Below are 15,302 nucleotides of genomic sequence, written 5' to 3'. Positions count from 1 at the left end.
GTCAGACGTCGCCGCGCGGATCCCGGTCCACACTTGCCATGAACGGCCGGTAGGCCAGATCGGACAGTCGTGGCGGCAGCAATTTCGACAGCCGGATACCCAGCACCAGCGGCCAGGGAAACGCGCGAAACGCCGTGCGGCGATCGATGGCCCTGCGAATGATCCGGGCCGCCTTGTCCGCCGGCATCTCGAACGGCTTTCCACCCCTATGACGCGCGGACATCGGCGAGGTCACGAAGCCCGGGCAAATCACCGTGACACTGACGCCGTGCGGCCGCAGCCAGCCTCGCAGGGCCTCGCCATAGGCGATGATCGCCGCCTTGGTGGCGCTGTAGGACGGCATATCGGGCAAGGCGCGCATGCCCGCCAGCGACGAAATCAGCGCGATGCGGCCGGATCCGCGCGCGCGCATCGCCTCGACGATTCCGGAGACGGAATGCACCGTGCCCTTGTAGTTGACCTCGGCAAGGCGCTCGGCGTCGAGATCCACTTCCCGGCTGCGGCCCGGCCCCAGTCCGCAGGAAACGCCGGCGTTGGCGATCAGCAGATCCACCGGATGACGGGCGTCATAGTCCGCAAGCCACGCATGCAGGGCCACACGATCCCGGACGTCGAGCGCCCCGATTTCAACATCGGCTCCCGCCGCGCGGCAGGCCTCGGCGGTGGGCTCCAGACGCTCCGCCTCGCGCGCCACCAGCCCAAGGGTTACGCCGGGTCGCGCATAGACCCGGGCGAGTTCCTGTCCGATGCCGCCGCTGGCCCCGGTGATCACAACGCTCATCACATCACTCACGCGGGCTTCCTTGTCTGTTGATGCCGAGGCTTCCCCCGAAGCATCGCGCCAATGCGGGCGCGTTTGCCGGGTTCGAGTATCACAGCGGCGCGCCAAGCGCGCGGGCGCGGGCCACTCGCGGCGGCGGATCCACATAGGCGCCACCGCTGTTGAGATCGCGCGCCTCCAGCCGGGCCGCCATCGTGCGGATCGCTTCCTGCAGCCCTTCGCGGCTGTGGATCGATCCCCGCGCCTGGACGCTCCCCGCAAGAGCCTGCAGAAAATCCGCCAGCAACGCTCGATCCGGCCGCGCGCTGTTGAGCCAGAATGCGTCGAGCGGACGCTGATCCGTCAGCCCGGCGACGTCGAAGATGGCCGGCGCCAGGCATTTGACCGGCACTCCGGCGCGCAGGGCCTCTATCCCGGCGGAACTGTTGACCGTCACCATGCCGGAGGCACCCTTCAGCATCGCGTCCAGGCGGCCGCCGCCGAGATAGTGCACGCGATGGCGAACACCCGCCTTCTGCGCCATGCGTCCCACCATGCGCCGCCACGGTTCCCTGCCCGCATCCAGCGGGTGCGACTTCACAATCAGCCGCGCATCCCTGGGCGCCTTGCGCGCAAAGGAGCCGATGATCTCGCGTAGCGCCGCCTCCATGCCACAGTAGGGCGAATGATCGCGCAACTGGAAATCACCCTCAAGCTGCATGGGCAGCACGAAGTACGGCAGATTGCGCGCGGCGATCTTGTCCAGCCGCTTGCGCGCCAGAGCATTGCGGCGCGGCGCGCCGAGGAGGCGTATGCCGGCGGACAGATATTCGGTAAGCGGATTGTAGATGGTGTGCTTCTGGTAGTGCGGCCACGCCCAGAAGAAGGCAACGTTGGCGAGATTGTAGAGCACGTCGGGAACGGCCACGAGCCAGAAACTGTTGGCAAACCGCGGCGTCAGATCGGTCTTTGGCAGCCGTGCGGCGACATCGCGGATGGCATCCGGATCGAGTGGAAAATGCGATCCGGTCGAGGTGCCATCGCGCTCGATCGTCATCCAGTCGGGCCGCAGATACCCCAGCTCCGTCGCAACCACCGCGATGCCGCGCGCCCGCGCCGCATCGCCGGCGATCTTGTGGTAGATGCGCCTGTCGCCGTGCAGCACCACATCGGTGACGCCGTTCCGCTCCAGATAGCCGGCAATGAAATCGGGCCAGTCCGCGACCCGGCCGCGGAAGGCTGTCGCGCCGGGGCGCCGCCAGTGCATCCAGTCGCCAAAACAGAAATTGATTCGCCGCACGCGATGGCCCGAGAGCGCGAGCCTGTCGGCAATACCGCCATAGAGAGGCGACAACGGCCCTTGGAGAAACAGGAAGGTGCGCCGGTCAGAGGCCGCCATGCCGCAATTGCCCCGTTGGAAAATGAAATTCGCTTAAAATACTACACGCCAGTGCAAGCAAACTTCATTCTGCGGGACCGCCCGCGGCCGCGACGCCGCTGCTCGGGCTCCAGGCTTCTCCGGGTGCGGCGACACCAATCCCGAGCATGCGCGCCCGCGCCAGCCGCGGCGGTACCGGAACGAAGGCGCCCGGCTCGTTGACCGTGCCTGCGCACAGCCGCTCGGCCAGATTTTGAACGCCGGCCTTGCGGCCCGCGCGTGTGTAGAAGTTGCCTTTGACCTGAATGGAGTTGCCCCACAGGCGCACCAGATCGTTGCACAGATCGGCGTCGGGCTTGGGCGGAGACTGCCAGAACTGGTCCAGCGGACGCTGGCAGGTCAGACCCTCGATGTCATAGGTGGCAATGCCCAGAACCTTGACCGGGCATCCGTGCCGCAGGGCATGCACACCGACCGTGGAGTTGATCAGAACCGTACCCAGGGCGTTGCCCAGCAGTTTTCCAAGATCACCGGCCTTGATGAACACCACGCGCCTGGCCACACCGTGGCGCTGGGCAATGGCTTTGATCGTGCCCTTCCAGCCTTCGTAGCCGCTGTCCAGAGGATGCTGCTTGATGACGAGATGCGCGCCTTCGGGTGCATTCTCCGCAAATGACTTGATCGTCAGCTCAATCGCCTGATTCTGATGCGCAAATGGCGAGTTCTCGCGCAATTGGTAGTCGCTCTGGATCTGCAGCGGGAACAGGTAGAACGGCGTCTCCGAGCCGACCAATGCGTCGATCGCCGCATTGGATTGCCTCTGATGGAAGCCACCGCTCAAGAGGCGGGGAATATGGCTGACATACTCCACGAGCGGATTGTAGATCCGATCAGACTTGTAAAACGGATAGAGGAGCCGGCCGAAGTAGCTCGACAGATTGTAGAACACCTCGTAGGCCGCCTCGATCTGATGCGCGAAGGCGTAGTGCACCGCCATGTCCGGCTCAGGCAGATCGCGCGCCAGCGCCCGGATCACGTCCGGGTCCTGGGGGAAATGCGAGTAGGCCGACATGCCGCCGCGCTCAAGCGTGATCCAGTCGGGGCGCAAATAGCCGAACTCATAGGTGATTGCATTGATCTTGAAAGCGCGCGCGACATCGGCGGCAACGGCATGATAGGGCAGCCGGTCGGCGTAGTAGAGAATATCGGTCACGCCCTCGCGACGGACGAGATCATTCAGATATTCTTCCCAGTCCTCGAAACGTCCGCGGTAGTTCAGCGCTCCGAGGCGCGGCCAGAACAGCCGATCGCCGGTGCAGAGATTCACGCGCAAGATACGATGGCCGCGCCGGACAAGCTCGGAAGCGAGCTCTGCCGAAAAAAAGGACGGCGGTCCCTGTAAAAATAAGAAGCAGCGTGCCGTCATGTCGCTCAGTCACGATCCAGGATTTTACAAAATCTTATTTCATATACGTCAGGCCAGTTTGAAGGCATGCCGTCAAACTGCCAAGGGGAATTGCCACTACGGGCCCCTTTGACGGGCTGCTGCTTCATTTCTCAGCCGTGCACGGTATTCATGCAACAGTGCAGGCCGCCCTCAGGCACCCCTACCCGTGAACCGGAAACGCCAATTCAGCTCCCGGAAACCGCGAATCAGTTGCCTGCCGTCTCGGCGATGAGCTGGGTTGCGCGGGCGGACGACAACAGCGGCTGGATGATCTGCAGGAACTTGCCAAACTCGGCGGTGTTGTGATTGGCGACGTAGAGCATGTCCTTGTCCCGCATCTCGAAGTAGCGGGCCAGGAACCACGCCTTGGGATCGCGCAAGTTCAGCTTGTAGACAACGGGAACCTGGAACGCGTCGGTCAGCAGTTCGCCCGACTTCACGTTGCGAAACTTGCGCACCACGTCGGCATCCTCAAAGCGGAACAGATAGACGCCGCGCGGATCCGCGGAACGGTCGTTGAGGCCGCCGGACATGGCGAGCGCTTCGGCAAGGGAAACCGTTTGCGTCGGGAATTCCTTGATTGTCGTTTTCGTCACCGCGCCGAAGGCGGTGAACGAGCGCGCCTTCTGGGTCAGCAGGACGTTGTCCCCCTTCACCAGCAGCACATTGTTTTCAGGAACGTCAAACAGATCCTGCAGCAACGTCGCCGCCTGACGGTTGCCGCGCTTCAGCGTCACCATCGTTTCGAACGTCTTGGCTCTGGAGCCGCCCGCATTCGCAACCAGTTCGAGAAGCCGCGTGCCGGCCAGCGAAATCGGATAGGTGCCAGGCTTGCCAACGTCGCCGACAATCACCGCGCTGTTGGTCTGATTGCCCTCGACAGTCACCTGCACCTGCGGCTCGATTGCCTTGCCGACCAGGGCGTTCTGAATAATGGTACGGACGCTTTCGACCGAACGCCCCGACGCCTGGATGCGTCCGGCATAGGGCACAAAGATCCGGCCGGACTGATCGACCACCGACCCGATGGCGGTGCTCTTTCCTTCAACGGTGGAGAACAGCCCTTGCGAATCGGCTTCCCAGATGTTGATGCGCAGCTTGTCGCCGACACCGATGATCTGGGTTTCGCGGCGCGACTTGATCCCGAAGTAGTCGGCGAACTTCTGCGGACGATAGCGCCCGGCAACCTCGGCCACATGGGAGTCCACGGGAATGACGAGATAATCGGAGCTGGCGATGTCCTGCTCGACATCGGTCACGCTCAACGACGACTTGCTGGGACCGGCCCCCGGAAGCGCGGCGCAGCTGCCAAGAACGAATGCTGCAATAAACAATGCCGCGATCTTCATAGTTCCGAAACCGCCCCTCGCCAATTGGTCACAGCCTGATTATCAGGTCGCACAGTGCCTTGCCACGCCCAAGCGCACCTCAGCGAAGCCTTCCCCCAGAATGTTGCCAATAAACAACACAAAGGCCCTGAAAAATAGGCGCAATTTCCGGCGCCGCATGCGGTGCGCGGTGTCAAAACTCCGGCCCGCCCACGAAAGGCGGGACCTGAGCTGACGAATCTCACATCCGGCGCGAATCGCAGGATGACGCTTCGGACGCCGACACAGGAACCGGACCCGCGCGTTTACGCGTCGACTCCGCTCGGGCCAAGACTCGAGACGAACCTACACAGGTCTATTGTAGAAAGGGTAAACAGAATCTTTTTTCGGGAATGTCCAGGCGACTGGCTACTGCATGTGATCCCGAATGCCGGCGACGATCAGGGATCCGATGGCCCAGGTCAGGAACGCCAGAATGAACACCACAGCGACCCAGCGCATCCGCTCCGGATAGACGGCGATGTCCGGCGTCTTGGGCTGCACGAAGACCGACAGGTACCGGTTCTGCCCGCTCGCCTCGATACGCGCCTGCTCAAGGGATGCCAGAGACGAGATGAATGCCTTCTCGGCGAACATCTTCTCGGTCTCGAATTCCTCGTAGGCCGTCAACTGGGTATTGAGAGAGCCTTCGTTCTCGGTGTCGCGGATATTGGTGCGGTTTCGCACCGCATTGATCTGCTTCTGGACCGCTTCCACCTGAAACACCGTCGAGGCGATACGCGGGGAGTTCGGACTGACGGAGCGCAAGGTGGAAAGCTCGGTCTGAAGTTGCGCCAAGCGCCCCTCCAGCTCGCCAAGGATCTTCTCGCGCGCTTCAGCAGTGGCAACGGGATCCAGCCGCAACTCGCGCCCCCGGAATTGGGCAATCGCCTTGCGCGCAAGCCGCAGGCGTATTTCCGCATGCGTCACCTCGTTTTCAGCTTCCGCAACCGCGTCCGCGCGCGCACGCCGAGACATATCGTTCACAAGCTTTTCGCTTTGGGAGATGATCTTGTCGGCAAGCGCTTGCGCATCCTCGGGTCTGAAGGCCCGAACCTCCAGGAGCACAATGCCGGAGTGGGTCTCGAAGTCCGTCGATACCATCGTGTTCCAGTAGTCGACCAGATCCTCGATGGCCGCTTCCGGATCGACGGAGGCCCACCAATCCGCTTCAGGCCGCGAGAACATGGCCCGCAGGTCCAACGTCTTGTCGATCTCGCCGACCAAATCGCGCGATGCAATGAAATTCGTGACGATGTAGGAATCACTTGCGCTGGGCGAGGACCCCGTCAGCCCCGTGAGGAAGGTCAAGCCCTCGATGCCGGAAACGCCGCTTTCCTTGCTGCGTACCGCGAACTGGGCTTCCACCGCATATTGATCCGCCGCAATGAAGGCATAATAGATGCCGGCGATCAGGGTCGGCAGCAGGACACATGCGATAAAGGATTGCTTGACGATGCTGCGGCGCCTGGGCACAGGCCTGAGTCGCGGAGCTGCCGGACGCACGCCGACCGTCGGCTCCACCTCGTGTTTTTCCGCCGGGGGCGGAGCGTCGGGAAAGCGAACGATCGTCTGATCGGCAGCGAGCTTGCGCAGCTTGTCGGCCGTCTTGGGGATATCGAGCATCGCTCAAAGTTCCTTATAGATCGCAATCGCTTCATCGACACTATCGAAGAAACGAATATGGCCGTCTTTCAACACGGCGGCCATGTCGCAATAATCTTTCATCGTGCCGGGCTGATGGGAAACCATAATAATATCCGCCGCCGCAAGTCTCGTGCTGAACGCCTCGTGACATTTCTTGCGGAACCGCTCGTCCCCCACCGCCGTCAACTCGTCAATCAGGTAGCAGTCGAATTGAATCGCCATGCTCATGCCGAAGGCGAGTTTGGCGCGCATGCCCGATGAATACGTCTGTACCGGCATGTGAAAATACTCGCCGAGATCGGAGAATTCGTCAACGAATTCTGTGACCTCGCGCGGATCGGCATTGTAGATGCGGGCGATGAACCTGCAATTCTCAAACCCGCTCAGTTTGGCATGCACACCGCCGCTGAAGCCGATGGGCCAGGACACGCGCGTAAGCCGCTCGACGTTGCCGCTGCTTGGCGCCTCAACGCCGGCGATCAGACGCATCAGGGTCGACTTGCCGGCACCGTTGCGGCCGAGGATCGCAATATTGCGGCCGCGCGGAAAATCGATCGACAAATTGTCGAGCACGCAACGCGGACCTTCCTTGGTCGCATAGTGTTTGGATACGTTGTGGAAGCGAAGATTTTGAAGCGGCGCCGCCTCAGCCGGGGCCGCGTCCTCGTCGATCATCGTTGCGCCAACGGCGCTGCCCAGAGCATGACGAAATGCGGCCACGGATTGCCTGCCCAAGCTCGCGCGTGAACGCCCCCGCGTGCCGCTCCCGACCCCGGACGGACTATCGGACTGGTGATCACTCACGTCTCAGCAAACTCCACTGCGCACCATGATTCCGATCAGAGACGCCGCCCCTGACAACCCAATGTCACTCCGAAATCCCATGCAAACCTCGTCGTCCGCCATGGCCGAGCGCCTGCCGATCGCAAGTCTGCCATCGAACGAAAGCGATGCCGTTTCCCCGTCGCTCGGACATACCGGCACATCGCCCCAAACATGTCCGCAAACGCCGGATACCAACGGAAATTCCGCTTCAAGGGACGCAAATCACGTCCACACCCGCCACAAACAACAGTACCAAGGGACAAACGATGCGCATAGTTCCAAATTCAACCATCCGCGTTCGCTGCCATTTGCCGCATATGCACCTCAAATGCGGCTATTTGTGAACCCCTGGGCGCGACAGTGTAACATCGGGCGGTGGAACTGTTGCGCATCCGGAACCATCGATGCTTTGCGCCTGAGCGATCCGGGACACTTCCGGCGCCGACAGTCTGCCGCGGAATGGGCCTCGTTTGACAGCGCACGACATTGGCGGAAACCATAAGATGAGCGATATGCTCGACGTGCGCGCGACCTGCAGTCCCAGGTGGCACGCGCGGCCGGCAACGCCGAAAGCGCCGCCGCATTTTCACACACGGGAAAGCCGGGGTTTATGCGGCCGGAGGATGCGTGATGACGGACGACACCAAGGCCGCGGACGGCTTGGCGCGCGCCTGCGCACTGGCCATGTGGGGCAATGACGCTGCGTCGCGAAACCTCGGCATGACGCTGGAACAGGTGGAGACGGGCCGCGCCAGCCTGTCGATGATGGTCACAGCGTCGATGGTCAACGGCCACGCGATCTGCCACGGCGGTTACATCTTCACTCTTGGAGACAGCGCCTTCGCATTCGCCGCAAACACCCACAACCAGGTGACCGTCGCCCAGCAATGCACGGTTTCGTTCCTGCACCCCGCGCGGCTGGGCGACAAGCTGATTGCCACGGCCACCGAGCGCTGGCGCAGCGGCCGATCGGGCCTGTACGACATCAGCGTCGCCACCGCGCAGGGAACGATGATCGCCGAGTTGCGCGGGCATTCGCGCGCCATTGGCGGCGCGCTTCTGCCTGAGAGCACCGGCACGCCCGACGTCATCGGGTCCGATTCTTCGGCAAAACCCTGACACCGGCAAGAAGGGCCTTTATGGTGTGATCAGCTTTTCGCGCATCTGAGGGTATATTTCATGAATCTGCTGCTGCCGCTCTGGCAAAGACTTGTCATAACCGTTGTTGCGATGCTGGCCACCAGCTACCTCACGGGCCTGATCTGGATGTATGCCACCGGATGGACGATGCCCGGCTACATTGCCGGTGTGATCGGCGGCCTGACGGCGCTGCCCGTTTGGGAACTGCTCAAACACGTGCGCCCGTCGCAGACCTGAGTTCGGGCAAGCCGAGCTGGAGATGTATCCGCACTCACACCGATTGAATGTACCAAGTTACCATGGTACATAAAATCCGCAAACATCGGGTGCCCGCAATGACAACTGACACGATTGATCCCGCTTCGCTTTCCGACGACGCGTTCCTCGCCGCCGTCGAGACCACCGCTATTTCACCGCGAGACTTCGGCCATTTTTCCCATGTGCGCGCGGCCTACCTGCTGCTGAACGCGACGCGGGAGTTCGCGCCCGCCCTGCAGCGGATGTCCGTGGCGCTGAAGGCCATCGCGGGGAAGGCCGGCGTGCCCGAAAAATATCACGAAACGATCACCGTGGCCTTCATGGCGCTGGTGCACGTGCGCATGGCCGGCGATGCACACGGCGGCGACTGGCAGGCCTTCGCGCGCTCCAATCCGGATTTGCTGAATTCCAATCCGCTCGCCGGCATCTATACGCCCGAACAGCTCGCAAGTCCCCTCGCCCGACGGGTCTTCATCCTCCCGACACAGGCTGCGTGACGGCCAACACGCCCGAATGGCAGTCCCGAACAGGGGACGGACGCGTCAAAAGCAGCCGGTCAATCGCTTGCAGCCGGCCAATCGCTCACCGCGGCACGCGGTTCTGACTTGCGTTACGTCATCGGATCCCACCGAAGCCCCGGAAAGGCGCGCTGCATGGGCTGCATCCTGGCCAGCAGCGGGCCGAGGTGCGAGCTGTGCCGCCCCTGCCGTCCGCCGCTGCGAACAAAGCTGTCGGTGGGACGCACCAGATTCGCCCGCGTGAGCACGTCGCGCAGCGTCGCGTCCACATCGCCGCGGATCGTCCTCGGATCCACCGCTGCGCCACGCAGTATAAGCGCCTCGCTCAGCGCGTCGCATTCCAGCAGTTCATCGAAATACGGCCACAGCAGCGAGAACGCGGCGACGCAATCCTCGTTGCCGATCTCCGTCTCGCCACCGCGCCGGATAAGCCAGTCACCGGTCAGACGCAGATGGCGCGCGAACTGCCGCTCCGTCTCGTCGGCAAGACGGGCCAAAACGCCATCGGCCGATCCGCGCATCTCGAGCCAGAAGGGATGCCGGACGGCGGAGAACAGGAACTGCCGCGCCATTGTCGACGTGAAATCGCCGTTCGGCTGTTCGACCAGCAAGACGTTGTAGAAATCCTGCTCGGCCCTCAGATAGGCCAGTTCGTCCTCGTGCCGCCCCTCTCCCTCCAGTTCCGCCGCATAGCCGTAAAGCGCGCGTGCCTGGCCGAGCAGATCCAGCGCGATATTGGTCAGCGCGATATCCTCGTCAAGCCCCGGCGCGCGGCCGGTCCATTCACCAAGCCGCAGGCTCAGGATCGCCGCATCGTCGGCAAGTCCCAGACAGTAGCGAAACAGCAAACGTTCGGTATCGGACGGCACGATTTTTCTCCGCTGTTCACCACCGGCCCCGACGCCACCTGCCTCCCGGCCGGGGCCGGCTCTCTGGCGCGCCAGCCCATACATTACCGATCGTTCGGACACTGTCATCGCGGAATCGAGCGCTCGCCGGTACGAGACCAAAAGCTCTCCAGCTCATTGATCCTCGCAGAATTGCCGATGTCCTGCTGTTCTCGGTTGAGGAGGCACAACCGCACGCGCATACCAAGGCTTTTCACGACCGCTACCGCCGCCGCGATCCTGTTTTCAATGCCTGCCCAGGCCGCTGATTTCAGGGCCAACTGAGTGGTGGCTGGAATGGCCGCACCGTTCCTTCCGGTCAGCACTGCACGTTGTTCGGCGGCAACGGCAAGACGCCGCCGATGAAGGTGAGCGGGCTTCCCAAAGGCACGGAATGGATACACGCGGAGTTCAATGAGCGCAGCTACAAGCCGCTGTCGCGCAATGGTGGCCACGGCGTCATCGGATACCCGGTGAAGGGCAACGCGGCCAACCTCCCCGCCAATTCGACATCACTGCCCGGCGGCGCAAAGGTCATCAAGGCGGCTCGCGCAAGTGGCAAATATGCGTCACGCGGATATCTGCCGCCCTGCTCAGGCGGCCGCGGTAACCAGTATTTCGCCGATCTCAAGGCCGTCGGCAAGGGCGGCAAGGTGCTCGGTCAGGCGCGCGTGGAACTCGGGCGCTATTGACCATCCCATCGCTGAAAACGAAAACGGCCTCCCGGTGACACCGCCGGGAGGCCGTTTTCGTTTTTGAGCCGCACTGAATGGCGGATCAGTACAGCAGGTGCATCAGCGCCAGCGTGATGGCCGGGAAGGCCGTCAGGATGACCACCCGGATCAGGTCCGACGCCACGAAGGGCATCACGCCGCGATACGTCGCGGTCATCGGCACGTCCTTGGCCATCGAGTTGATGATGAACAGGTTCATGCCCACCGGCGGAGTGATGAGCCCCACCTCCACGACGATCAGCACGAGAATGCCGAACCAGATGGCGGTGTCTTCCGCCGGCATGCCGAAGTCCAGCGCCATGACGATGGGGAAGAAGATCGGCACCGTCAGCAGGATCATCGAGACGGAGTCCATCAGACAGCCGAAGACCAGATAGCACAGCAGGATCGCGGCCATCACCCACCACGGGTTGAAGCCGCTTTCTCCAACCCACATGGCCACCGTCTGCGGCATCTGGGTGAAAGCGAGAAACGAGTTGAACACGCCAGCACCGAAGACGATGAAGAAGATCATGCCGGTGGAGACCGCGGTTGACAGAATACACGATCCCAGCGCCTTGAGGCCGAGCTGACGGCGCATCAGGGCAAGGAGCCCGGTGCCCGCGGCACCGACGGCCGCGCCTTCGGTCGGGGTGAACCAGCCGGCATAGATGCCGCCGATAACGAGCAGGAAAATCAGCGCCACCGGCCAGATGTCGAGAATGGCCGCGGTGCGCGCGGCGCCGGAAACCTTTTCGGCCGGCTTGGCGGCGGACGGATTGAACCGGACGATCAGCGACACGGTGATCATGTAGCCGATGGCGGCGAGAATGCCGGGCACGAAGGCGGCCACGAACATTTTCGCGATGTTCTGCTCGGCGAGGATCGCGTAGATCACCAGAACGAACGACGGCGGAATGAGAATGCCGAGCGTTCCGCCGGCGGCCAGCGCGCCCGTCGAAAGACCGCCCGAATAGCCGTAGCGGCGCATTTCCGGCAGCGCCACCTGCGCCATGGTGGCGGCGGTGGCGAGCGATGAGCCGCAAATGGCGCCAAAGCCGGCACAGCCCGCGACAGCCGACATGGCGATGCCGCCCCGGCGATGGCCAACGAAGGCGGCGGCAGCCTTGAACAGGCCCTCCGACATCCCCGATCGGGTGGCGAACTGCCCCATCAGCAGAAACAGCGGCACGATCGACAGAGAGTAACTGGAAAACGTGTCGTAGGTCAGCGACTTCATCTGCGCCAGGATCGGCACCCAACTGCCTGTTACGAGCACGGTGCCGCCGATGCCGCAGACGAGCATCGCCAGCCCGATCGGAATGCGGATGAAGATCAACAGCAACAGGACGACGAAGGAGGCTCCGGCCAACTCAAGATTACTCATCAGGCGCGTTCCCCGTCACCCAGCATTTCGTTCAGGCTGCGCCAGATGGTGTATGCGGACACGACCGCGAACATGACCGCGCCGACCATCGCCGCCGCGTATCCCCACCATGAGGGCATCTGCAGGATGAAGGTCGTCTCGGAATAGGCCTTCTTGTCGAGCATGCCCAGCCACAGGCGCCAGGCGATCAGCACGGCGGTTACCGCGAGAAGGATGTTGCCGGCAAGCGTCAAGGCCGCGCGCGCGCGCGGACCGAGCGCGGAGACAAACACGTCGACGGTGACATGGCCGCGGCGCATCTGGCACCACGGCAGAAACGCGAAGACGGCGAAGGCGCATCCGGCTTCCACCAGTTCGAAGTCGCCTGTCACCGGTCCCATGACGCTCAACGGCCAGAAGTCGCTCACACCGACAAGACTGCGGCCAACGATGCTGATCACGCTCATCACTGTGAGCGCGATCAGGACAAGGCCTCCGGCCAATGCAAGCCAGCGCGCAAGCGTGTCGACCACAAGCCCGACGCGCCGCTCAAGGTCTGGGGCGATCCCTTTCGCAGGGCCGCCGTGCGCGCCATTTGCTGGACTGTTCATCCACTTTCCCCGGGATTTGCAGCGCGCGCCGGAAGCGCGTGCCCATTGTCAGACATCCGTATTCAACTGTTTCGCGGACAGAATCCGAGCCGCCGGACCGCCATAGAATGGTATGTGCCATAACAGTTAGAAAATTGCACATTATTTTCGGCGATGGCCCTGAAGCAACCGCGGAGTCCTCGCGCGGGCATGCAGGGCCCCGGGACTATCCCGGGCCCATTCGTATCGCAAGTGTGCGCGTCATGCACCCTTGCCTCGCGAACGCCGCCCAAAGGGCAAGGGCCTGCCGTCGCCAACAAGCGGTTACTGCGCCGCGTATTTGGCGATCATCTCGCGGGCGTCCTTGACGAGCGCCGCGCCGTCGATGCCGCGCTCCTTCATCTCCGCATCTCCGCACCCCATTCGCCTTCGACGTTGGCCGACGCATCCATCCGGCGCTGCGTCTCGGCAGCATCAAGAAGGATCCGGTTGTTGCCGGCATTCCCGGCGGCGCCCGGACCGGCCTTGTCGCCATCGTCCATGGCGGCACCGGCCAGACGCGAGGTCTCAAGACCCGCGTTGTCGCCGATGACCTTCTTCAAATCGTCGGGAAGGCTTTCGTACTTGTCCTTGCGTTCAGGCGGGCTTGTGATGGGCGTGCCAGTGGCGGGCGATGTCGATGCGGCGGGGCAGCCAGACACCCTCCCTGGACGACACGTAGTCGAGGAAGCGGGCGAGCGCCGCGGCGCGGCCCGGGCGCCCCGCTAGGCGGCAGTGCAGCCCGACGGACATCATTTTCGCAGACCCGTTTTCGCCCTCCTCGTACAGCACGTCGAAACTGTCCTTCAGATAGGCGAAGAACTGGTCGCCCGAATTGAAGCCCTGGGGCGTCGCGAACCGCATGTCGTTGGCGTCGAGCGTATAGGGAATGATCAGGTGGTGGCCGCCCGGCCCGTCAATCCAATAGGGCAGATCGTCGGCATAGGCGTCAGAGAGATACAGAAAGCCGCCCTCTTCCATCGCCAGCGGGATGGTGTTGACGGAACTGCGGCCGAGATAGAAGCCCAGGGGCGGCTGCCGGTCACCTCGGTGTGCAGCCGGATCGCCTCGGCCAGATCGGCGCGCTCGCGCTCGATCGTGGCGTCCTTGTACTCGATCCATTTCAGGCCGTGCGAGGCGATCTCCCAATCCGCCTCCTTCATGGCCGCCACCACCTCCGGGTTGCGGGCCAGCGCGGTTGCCACACCGTAAACGGTCACCGGAATGTCGCGGCCGGTGAACTGCCGCCACAACCGCCAGAAACCGGCGCGCGAGCCGTATTCGTAGATCGACTCCATGTTCATGTGCCGCTGGCCCGGCCAGGGTTGAGCGCCGACGATCTCGGACAGAAAGGCTTCCGACGCCGCATCGCCGTGCAGAATGTTGTTCTCCGCACCTTCCTCGTAGTTGATCACGAATTGAACCGCGACCTTGGCCCGTCCCGGCCAACGCGGATCGGGCGTGGTTCGGCCGTAGCCGATCATGTCGCGGGGATAGGCGTCATTCATCGTTCAAGTCCATCTGTTAACCGCATGTCTGCCGAAGTCCGGCGCGCCGGCTCGGAGTGGCAGATCAATATGCGCAAATCCGTACGTGGGGCACAGGGCAAAATTCTGGCCCGAAACCTGCTTTATTGAGGCCCACACCGCAATTCCCTGGGCTGGGACAGGAATTGCCCCTGAAACAAGCATAGTCTGCACAGCAGAGAAGCATAAAAAGAGTGAAACATGCGACTTCTACTCAGTATTGACACGGATCCATCTGTCGCACTGGACGACACCCGCGAATCAATACACGAAGCTCCAGTGCGCGGTTCCGCCCCAGCCAGCACCACGGAAGGGCGTCTTGACGACGACTTCGCGCGTGGCTCCGCGACCGTCATCGACGATGGCGATCGCAGCATCAGCGACATGCTGGCCCTGCTCGACACCTTGCCGGCAACCTCATCCGCCGAGGCGTTCGCAGCCTTGCGCCGCGCGTTCCCGCATGTCGGCCTTGGCGCACGTGTCGAGGCGGTCAGGAAACGCAGGGCCTTGCCGCGGCACGGCTGAGCAAGTCCCTGTTTTTATTTGATATATCTAATTTATGGGCTGGCCGCCGGCTGATCACGATTTGATGATCGGCTGACGCGCGTGCACTGCACCCTGTCCGTATTGACAGAGATCGGGAATGTCCATATATCGGACGAGCATATATCGACTGAGCATACTTATTGATCCGCGCCGTCCGTCGCATGGCCGTCGGCGCTCCTCTCCCTGCACCCGAGCCGTCCAATATGACAGAGGCCGCTTGCTGTACTTGAGCGGCCGACCTGAAACATTACAAGCCGAACCTCGCCGCGCGGGAACATTCCTGGCGGCAACCACA

General features: G+C 62.7%; 16 protein-coding genes and 1 pseudogene. 5 read left to right on the top strand and 12 right to left on the bottom strand.

Features of this window, described 5'->3' with window-relative positions:
* Position 1: 1 nt before the first annotated feature.
* The 6 genes from D1F64_RS10130 to D1F64_RS10105 form a co-directional block, all read right to left on the bottom strand.
* Complete coding sequence (locus tag D1F64_RS10130) at positions 2-793, bottom strand: SDR family NAD(P)-dependent oxidoreductase (protein WP_248304709.1); 792 nt, start codon at positions 791-793, stop codon at positions 2-4.
* A 79-nt stretch (positions 794-872) separates the two neighbouring features.
* Positions 873-2,159 carry a capsular biosynthesis protein gene (locus D1F64_RS10125; protein WP_117412344.1) on the bottom strand — a complete coding sequence of 429 codons (1,287 nt, stop codon included), beginning with the start codon at positions 2,157-2,159 and terminating at the stop codon, positions 873-875.
* 64 nt (positions 2,160-2,223) lie between these two features.
* Positions 2,224-3,465, bottom strand: coding sequence for a capsular biosynthesis protein (locus D1F64_RS10120; RefSeq protein WP_248304766.1), 1,242 nt, complete (start codon positions 3,463-3,465; stop codon positions 2,224-2,226).
* Between the two features lie 326 nt (positions 3,466-3,791).
* The gene (locus tag D1F64_RS10115) at positions 3,792-4,844 is read right to left on the bottom strand and encodes a polysaccharide biosynthesis/export family protein (protein ID WP_248304765.1); all 1,053 of its coding nucleotides are present in this window, start codon (positions 4,842-4,844) and stop codon (positions 3,792-3,794) included.
* Positions 4,845-5,321: 477 nt separating this feature from the next.
* Complete coding sequence (locus tag D1F64_RS10110) at positions 5,322-6,578, bottom strand: hypothetical protein (protein ID WP_117412341.1); 1,257 nt, start codon at positions 6,576-6,578, stop codon at positions 5,322-5,324.
* A 3-nt stretch (positions 6,579-6,581) separates the two neighbouring features.
* On the bottom strand, positions 6,582-7,274 hold the full coding sequence (locus D1F64_RS10105; protein ID WP_117412340.1) for an ABC transporter ATP-binding protein: 693 nt from the start codon (positions 7,272-7,274) through the stop codon (positions 6,582-6,584).
* A gap of 780 nt (positions 7,275-8,054) precedes the next feature.
* On the opposite strand from D1F64_RS10105, the gene paaI reads away from it, so the two are divergent.
* The 3 genes from paaI to D1F64_RS10090 all read left to right on the top strand — a co-directional run bounded on the left by paaI (position 8,055) and on the right by D1F64_RS10090 (position 9,319).
* Positions 8,055-8,543 carry a hydroxyphenylacetyl-CoA thioesterase PaaI gene (gene paaI / locus D1F64_RS10100; RefSeq protein ID WP_117412339.1) on the top strand — a complete coding sequence of 163 codons (489 nt, stop codon included), beginning with the start codon at positions 8,055-8,057 and terminating at the stop codon, positions 8,541-8,543.
* A 60-nt stretch (positions 8,544-8,603) separates the two neighbouring features.
* Positions 8,604-8,801, top strand: coding sequence for a hypothetical protein (locus tag D1F64_RS10095; protein WP_117412338.1), 198 nt, complete (start codon positions 8,604-8,606; stop codon positions 8,799-8,801).
* A 98-nt stretch (positions 8,802-8,899) separates the two neighbouring features.
* A complete protein-coding gene (locus tag D1F64_RS10090; RefSeq protein ID WP_117412337.1) occupies positions 8,900-9,319 on the top strand; it encodes a hypothetical protein in 420 nt (139 codons plus the stop codon).
* Positions 9,320-9,432: 113 nt separating this feature from the next.
* Here the strand turns inward: D1F64_RS10090 and paaC are convergent, their stop codons facing one another.
* Both paaC and D1F64_RS23290 read right to left on the bottom strand, forming a co-directional pair.
* Positions 9,433-10,209: a 1,2-phenylacetyl-CoA epoxidase subunit PaaC gene (paaC, locus tag D1F64_RS10085; RefSeq protein WP_248304708.1), complete on the bottom strand. Its 777-nt coding sequence runs from the start codon at positions 10,207-10,209 to the stop codon at positions 9,433-9,435.
* Positions 10,210-10,313: 104 nt separating this feature from the next.
* Positions 10,314-10,553 carry a hypothetical protein gene (locus D1F64_RS23290; RefSeq protein WP_162901461.1) on the bottom strand — a complete coding sequence of 80 codons (240 nt, stop codon included), beginning with the start codon at positions 10,551-10,553 and terminating at the stop codon, positions 10,314-10,316.
* A 6-nt stretch (positions 10,554-10,559) separates the two neighbouring features.
* Between D1F64_RS23290 and D1F64_RS10080 the strand changes: the two genes are divergently transcribed.
* Positions 10,560-10,919: a hypothetical protein gene (locus D1F64_RS10080; protein ID WP_205470728.1), complete on the top strand. Its 360-nt coding sequence runs from the start codon at positions 10,560-10,562 to the stop codon at positions 10,917-10,919.
* Between the two features lie 85 nt (positions 10,920-11,004).
* Here the strand turns inward: D1F64_RS10080 and D1F64_RS10075 are convergent, their stop codons facing one another.
* From D1F64_RS10075 to puuE, 4 genes and pseudogenes are all read right to left on the bottom strand, one after another.
* The gene (locus D1F64_RS10075) at positions 11,005-12,327 is read right to left on the bottom strand and encodes a TRAP transporter large permease (protein ID WP_117412334.1); all 1,323 of its coding nucleotides are present in this window, start codon (positions 12,325-12,327) and stop codon (positions 11,005-11,007) included.
* On the bottom strand, positions 12,327-12,917 hold the full coding sequence (locus D1F64_RS10070; RefSeq protein ID WP_117412333.1) for a TRAP transporter small permease: 591 nt from the start codon (positions 12,915-12,917) through the stop codon (positions 12,327-12,329). Before D1F64_RS10070 ends, D1F64_RS10075 begins: the two co-directional genes overlap by 1 nt.
* A 377-nt stretch (positions 12,918-13,294) precedes the next feature.
* Positions 13,295-13,498 (bottom strand): hypothetical protein, encoded by a 204-nt coding sequence (locus tag D1F64_RS10065; protein ID WP_117412332.1) that lies wholly within the window; start codon positions 13,496-13,498, stop codon positions 13,295-13,297.
* A gap of 40 nt (positions 13,499-13,538) precedes the next feature.
* Positions 13,539-14,443: pseudogene (gene puuE / locus D1F64_RS10060) on the bottom strand (allantoinase PuuE); the annotation flags it as partial.
* 297 nt (positions 14,444-14,740) lie between these two features.
* On the opposite strand from puuE, the gene D1F64_RS10055 reads away from it, so the two are divergent.
* On the top strand, positions 14,741-14,986 hold the full coding sequence (locus D1F64_RS10055) for a hypothetical protein (protein ID WP_117412331.1): 246 nt from the start codon (positions 14,741-14,743) through the stop codon (positions 14,984-14,986).
* The last annotated feature ends 316 nt before the right edge of the window (positions 14,987-15,302 follow it).

Origin of the sequence: Breoghania sp. L-A4 (assembly GCF_003432385.1) — a bacterium.
Classification (GTDB): Bacteria; Pseudomonadota; Alphaproteobacteria; order Rhizobiales; family Stappiaceae; genus Breoghania.
Note: the sequence above shows the minus strand (reverse complement) of the source record. Positions and strands in the feature narration are given on the sequence as shown.

Excerpts from the sequence above, each read along its gene's own strand:
- D1F64_RS10075 (WP_117412334.1), bottom strand. The coding sequence starts at position 12,327 with ATGAGTAATCTTGAGTTGGCCGGAGCCTCCTTCGTCGTCCTGTTGCTG.
- D1F64_RS10090 (WP_117412337.1), top strand. The coding sequence starts at position 8,900 with ATGACAACTGACACGATTGATCCCGCTTCGCTTTCCGACGACGCGTTC.
- D1F64_RS10125 (WP_117412344.1), bottom strand. The coding sequence starts at position 2,159 with ATGGCGGCCTCTGACCGGCGCACCTTCCTGTTTCTCCAAGGGCCGTTG.
- D1F64_RS10095 (WP_117412338.1), top strand. The coding sequence starts at position 8,604 with ATGAATCTGCTGCTGCCGCTCTGGCAAAGACTTGTCATAACCGTTGTT.
- D1F64_RS10110 (WP_117412341.1), bottom strand. The coding sequence starts at position 6,578 with ATGCTCGATATCCCCAAGACGGCCGACAAGCTGCGCAAGCTCGCTGCC.
- D1F64_RS10105 (WP_117412340.1), bottom strand. The coding sequence starts at position 7,274 with ATGATCGACGAGGACGCGGCCCCGGCTGAGGCGGCGCCGCTTCAAAAT.
- D1F64_RS10070 (WP_117412333.1), bottom strand. The coding sequence starts at position 12,917 with ATGAACAGTCCAGCAAATGGCGCGCACGGCGGCCCTGCGAAAGGGATC.
- paaI (WP_117412339.1), top strand. The coding sequence starts at position 8,055 with ATGACGGACGACACCAAGGCCGCGGACGGCTTGGCGCGCGCCTGCGCA.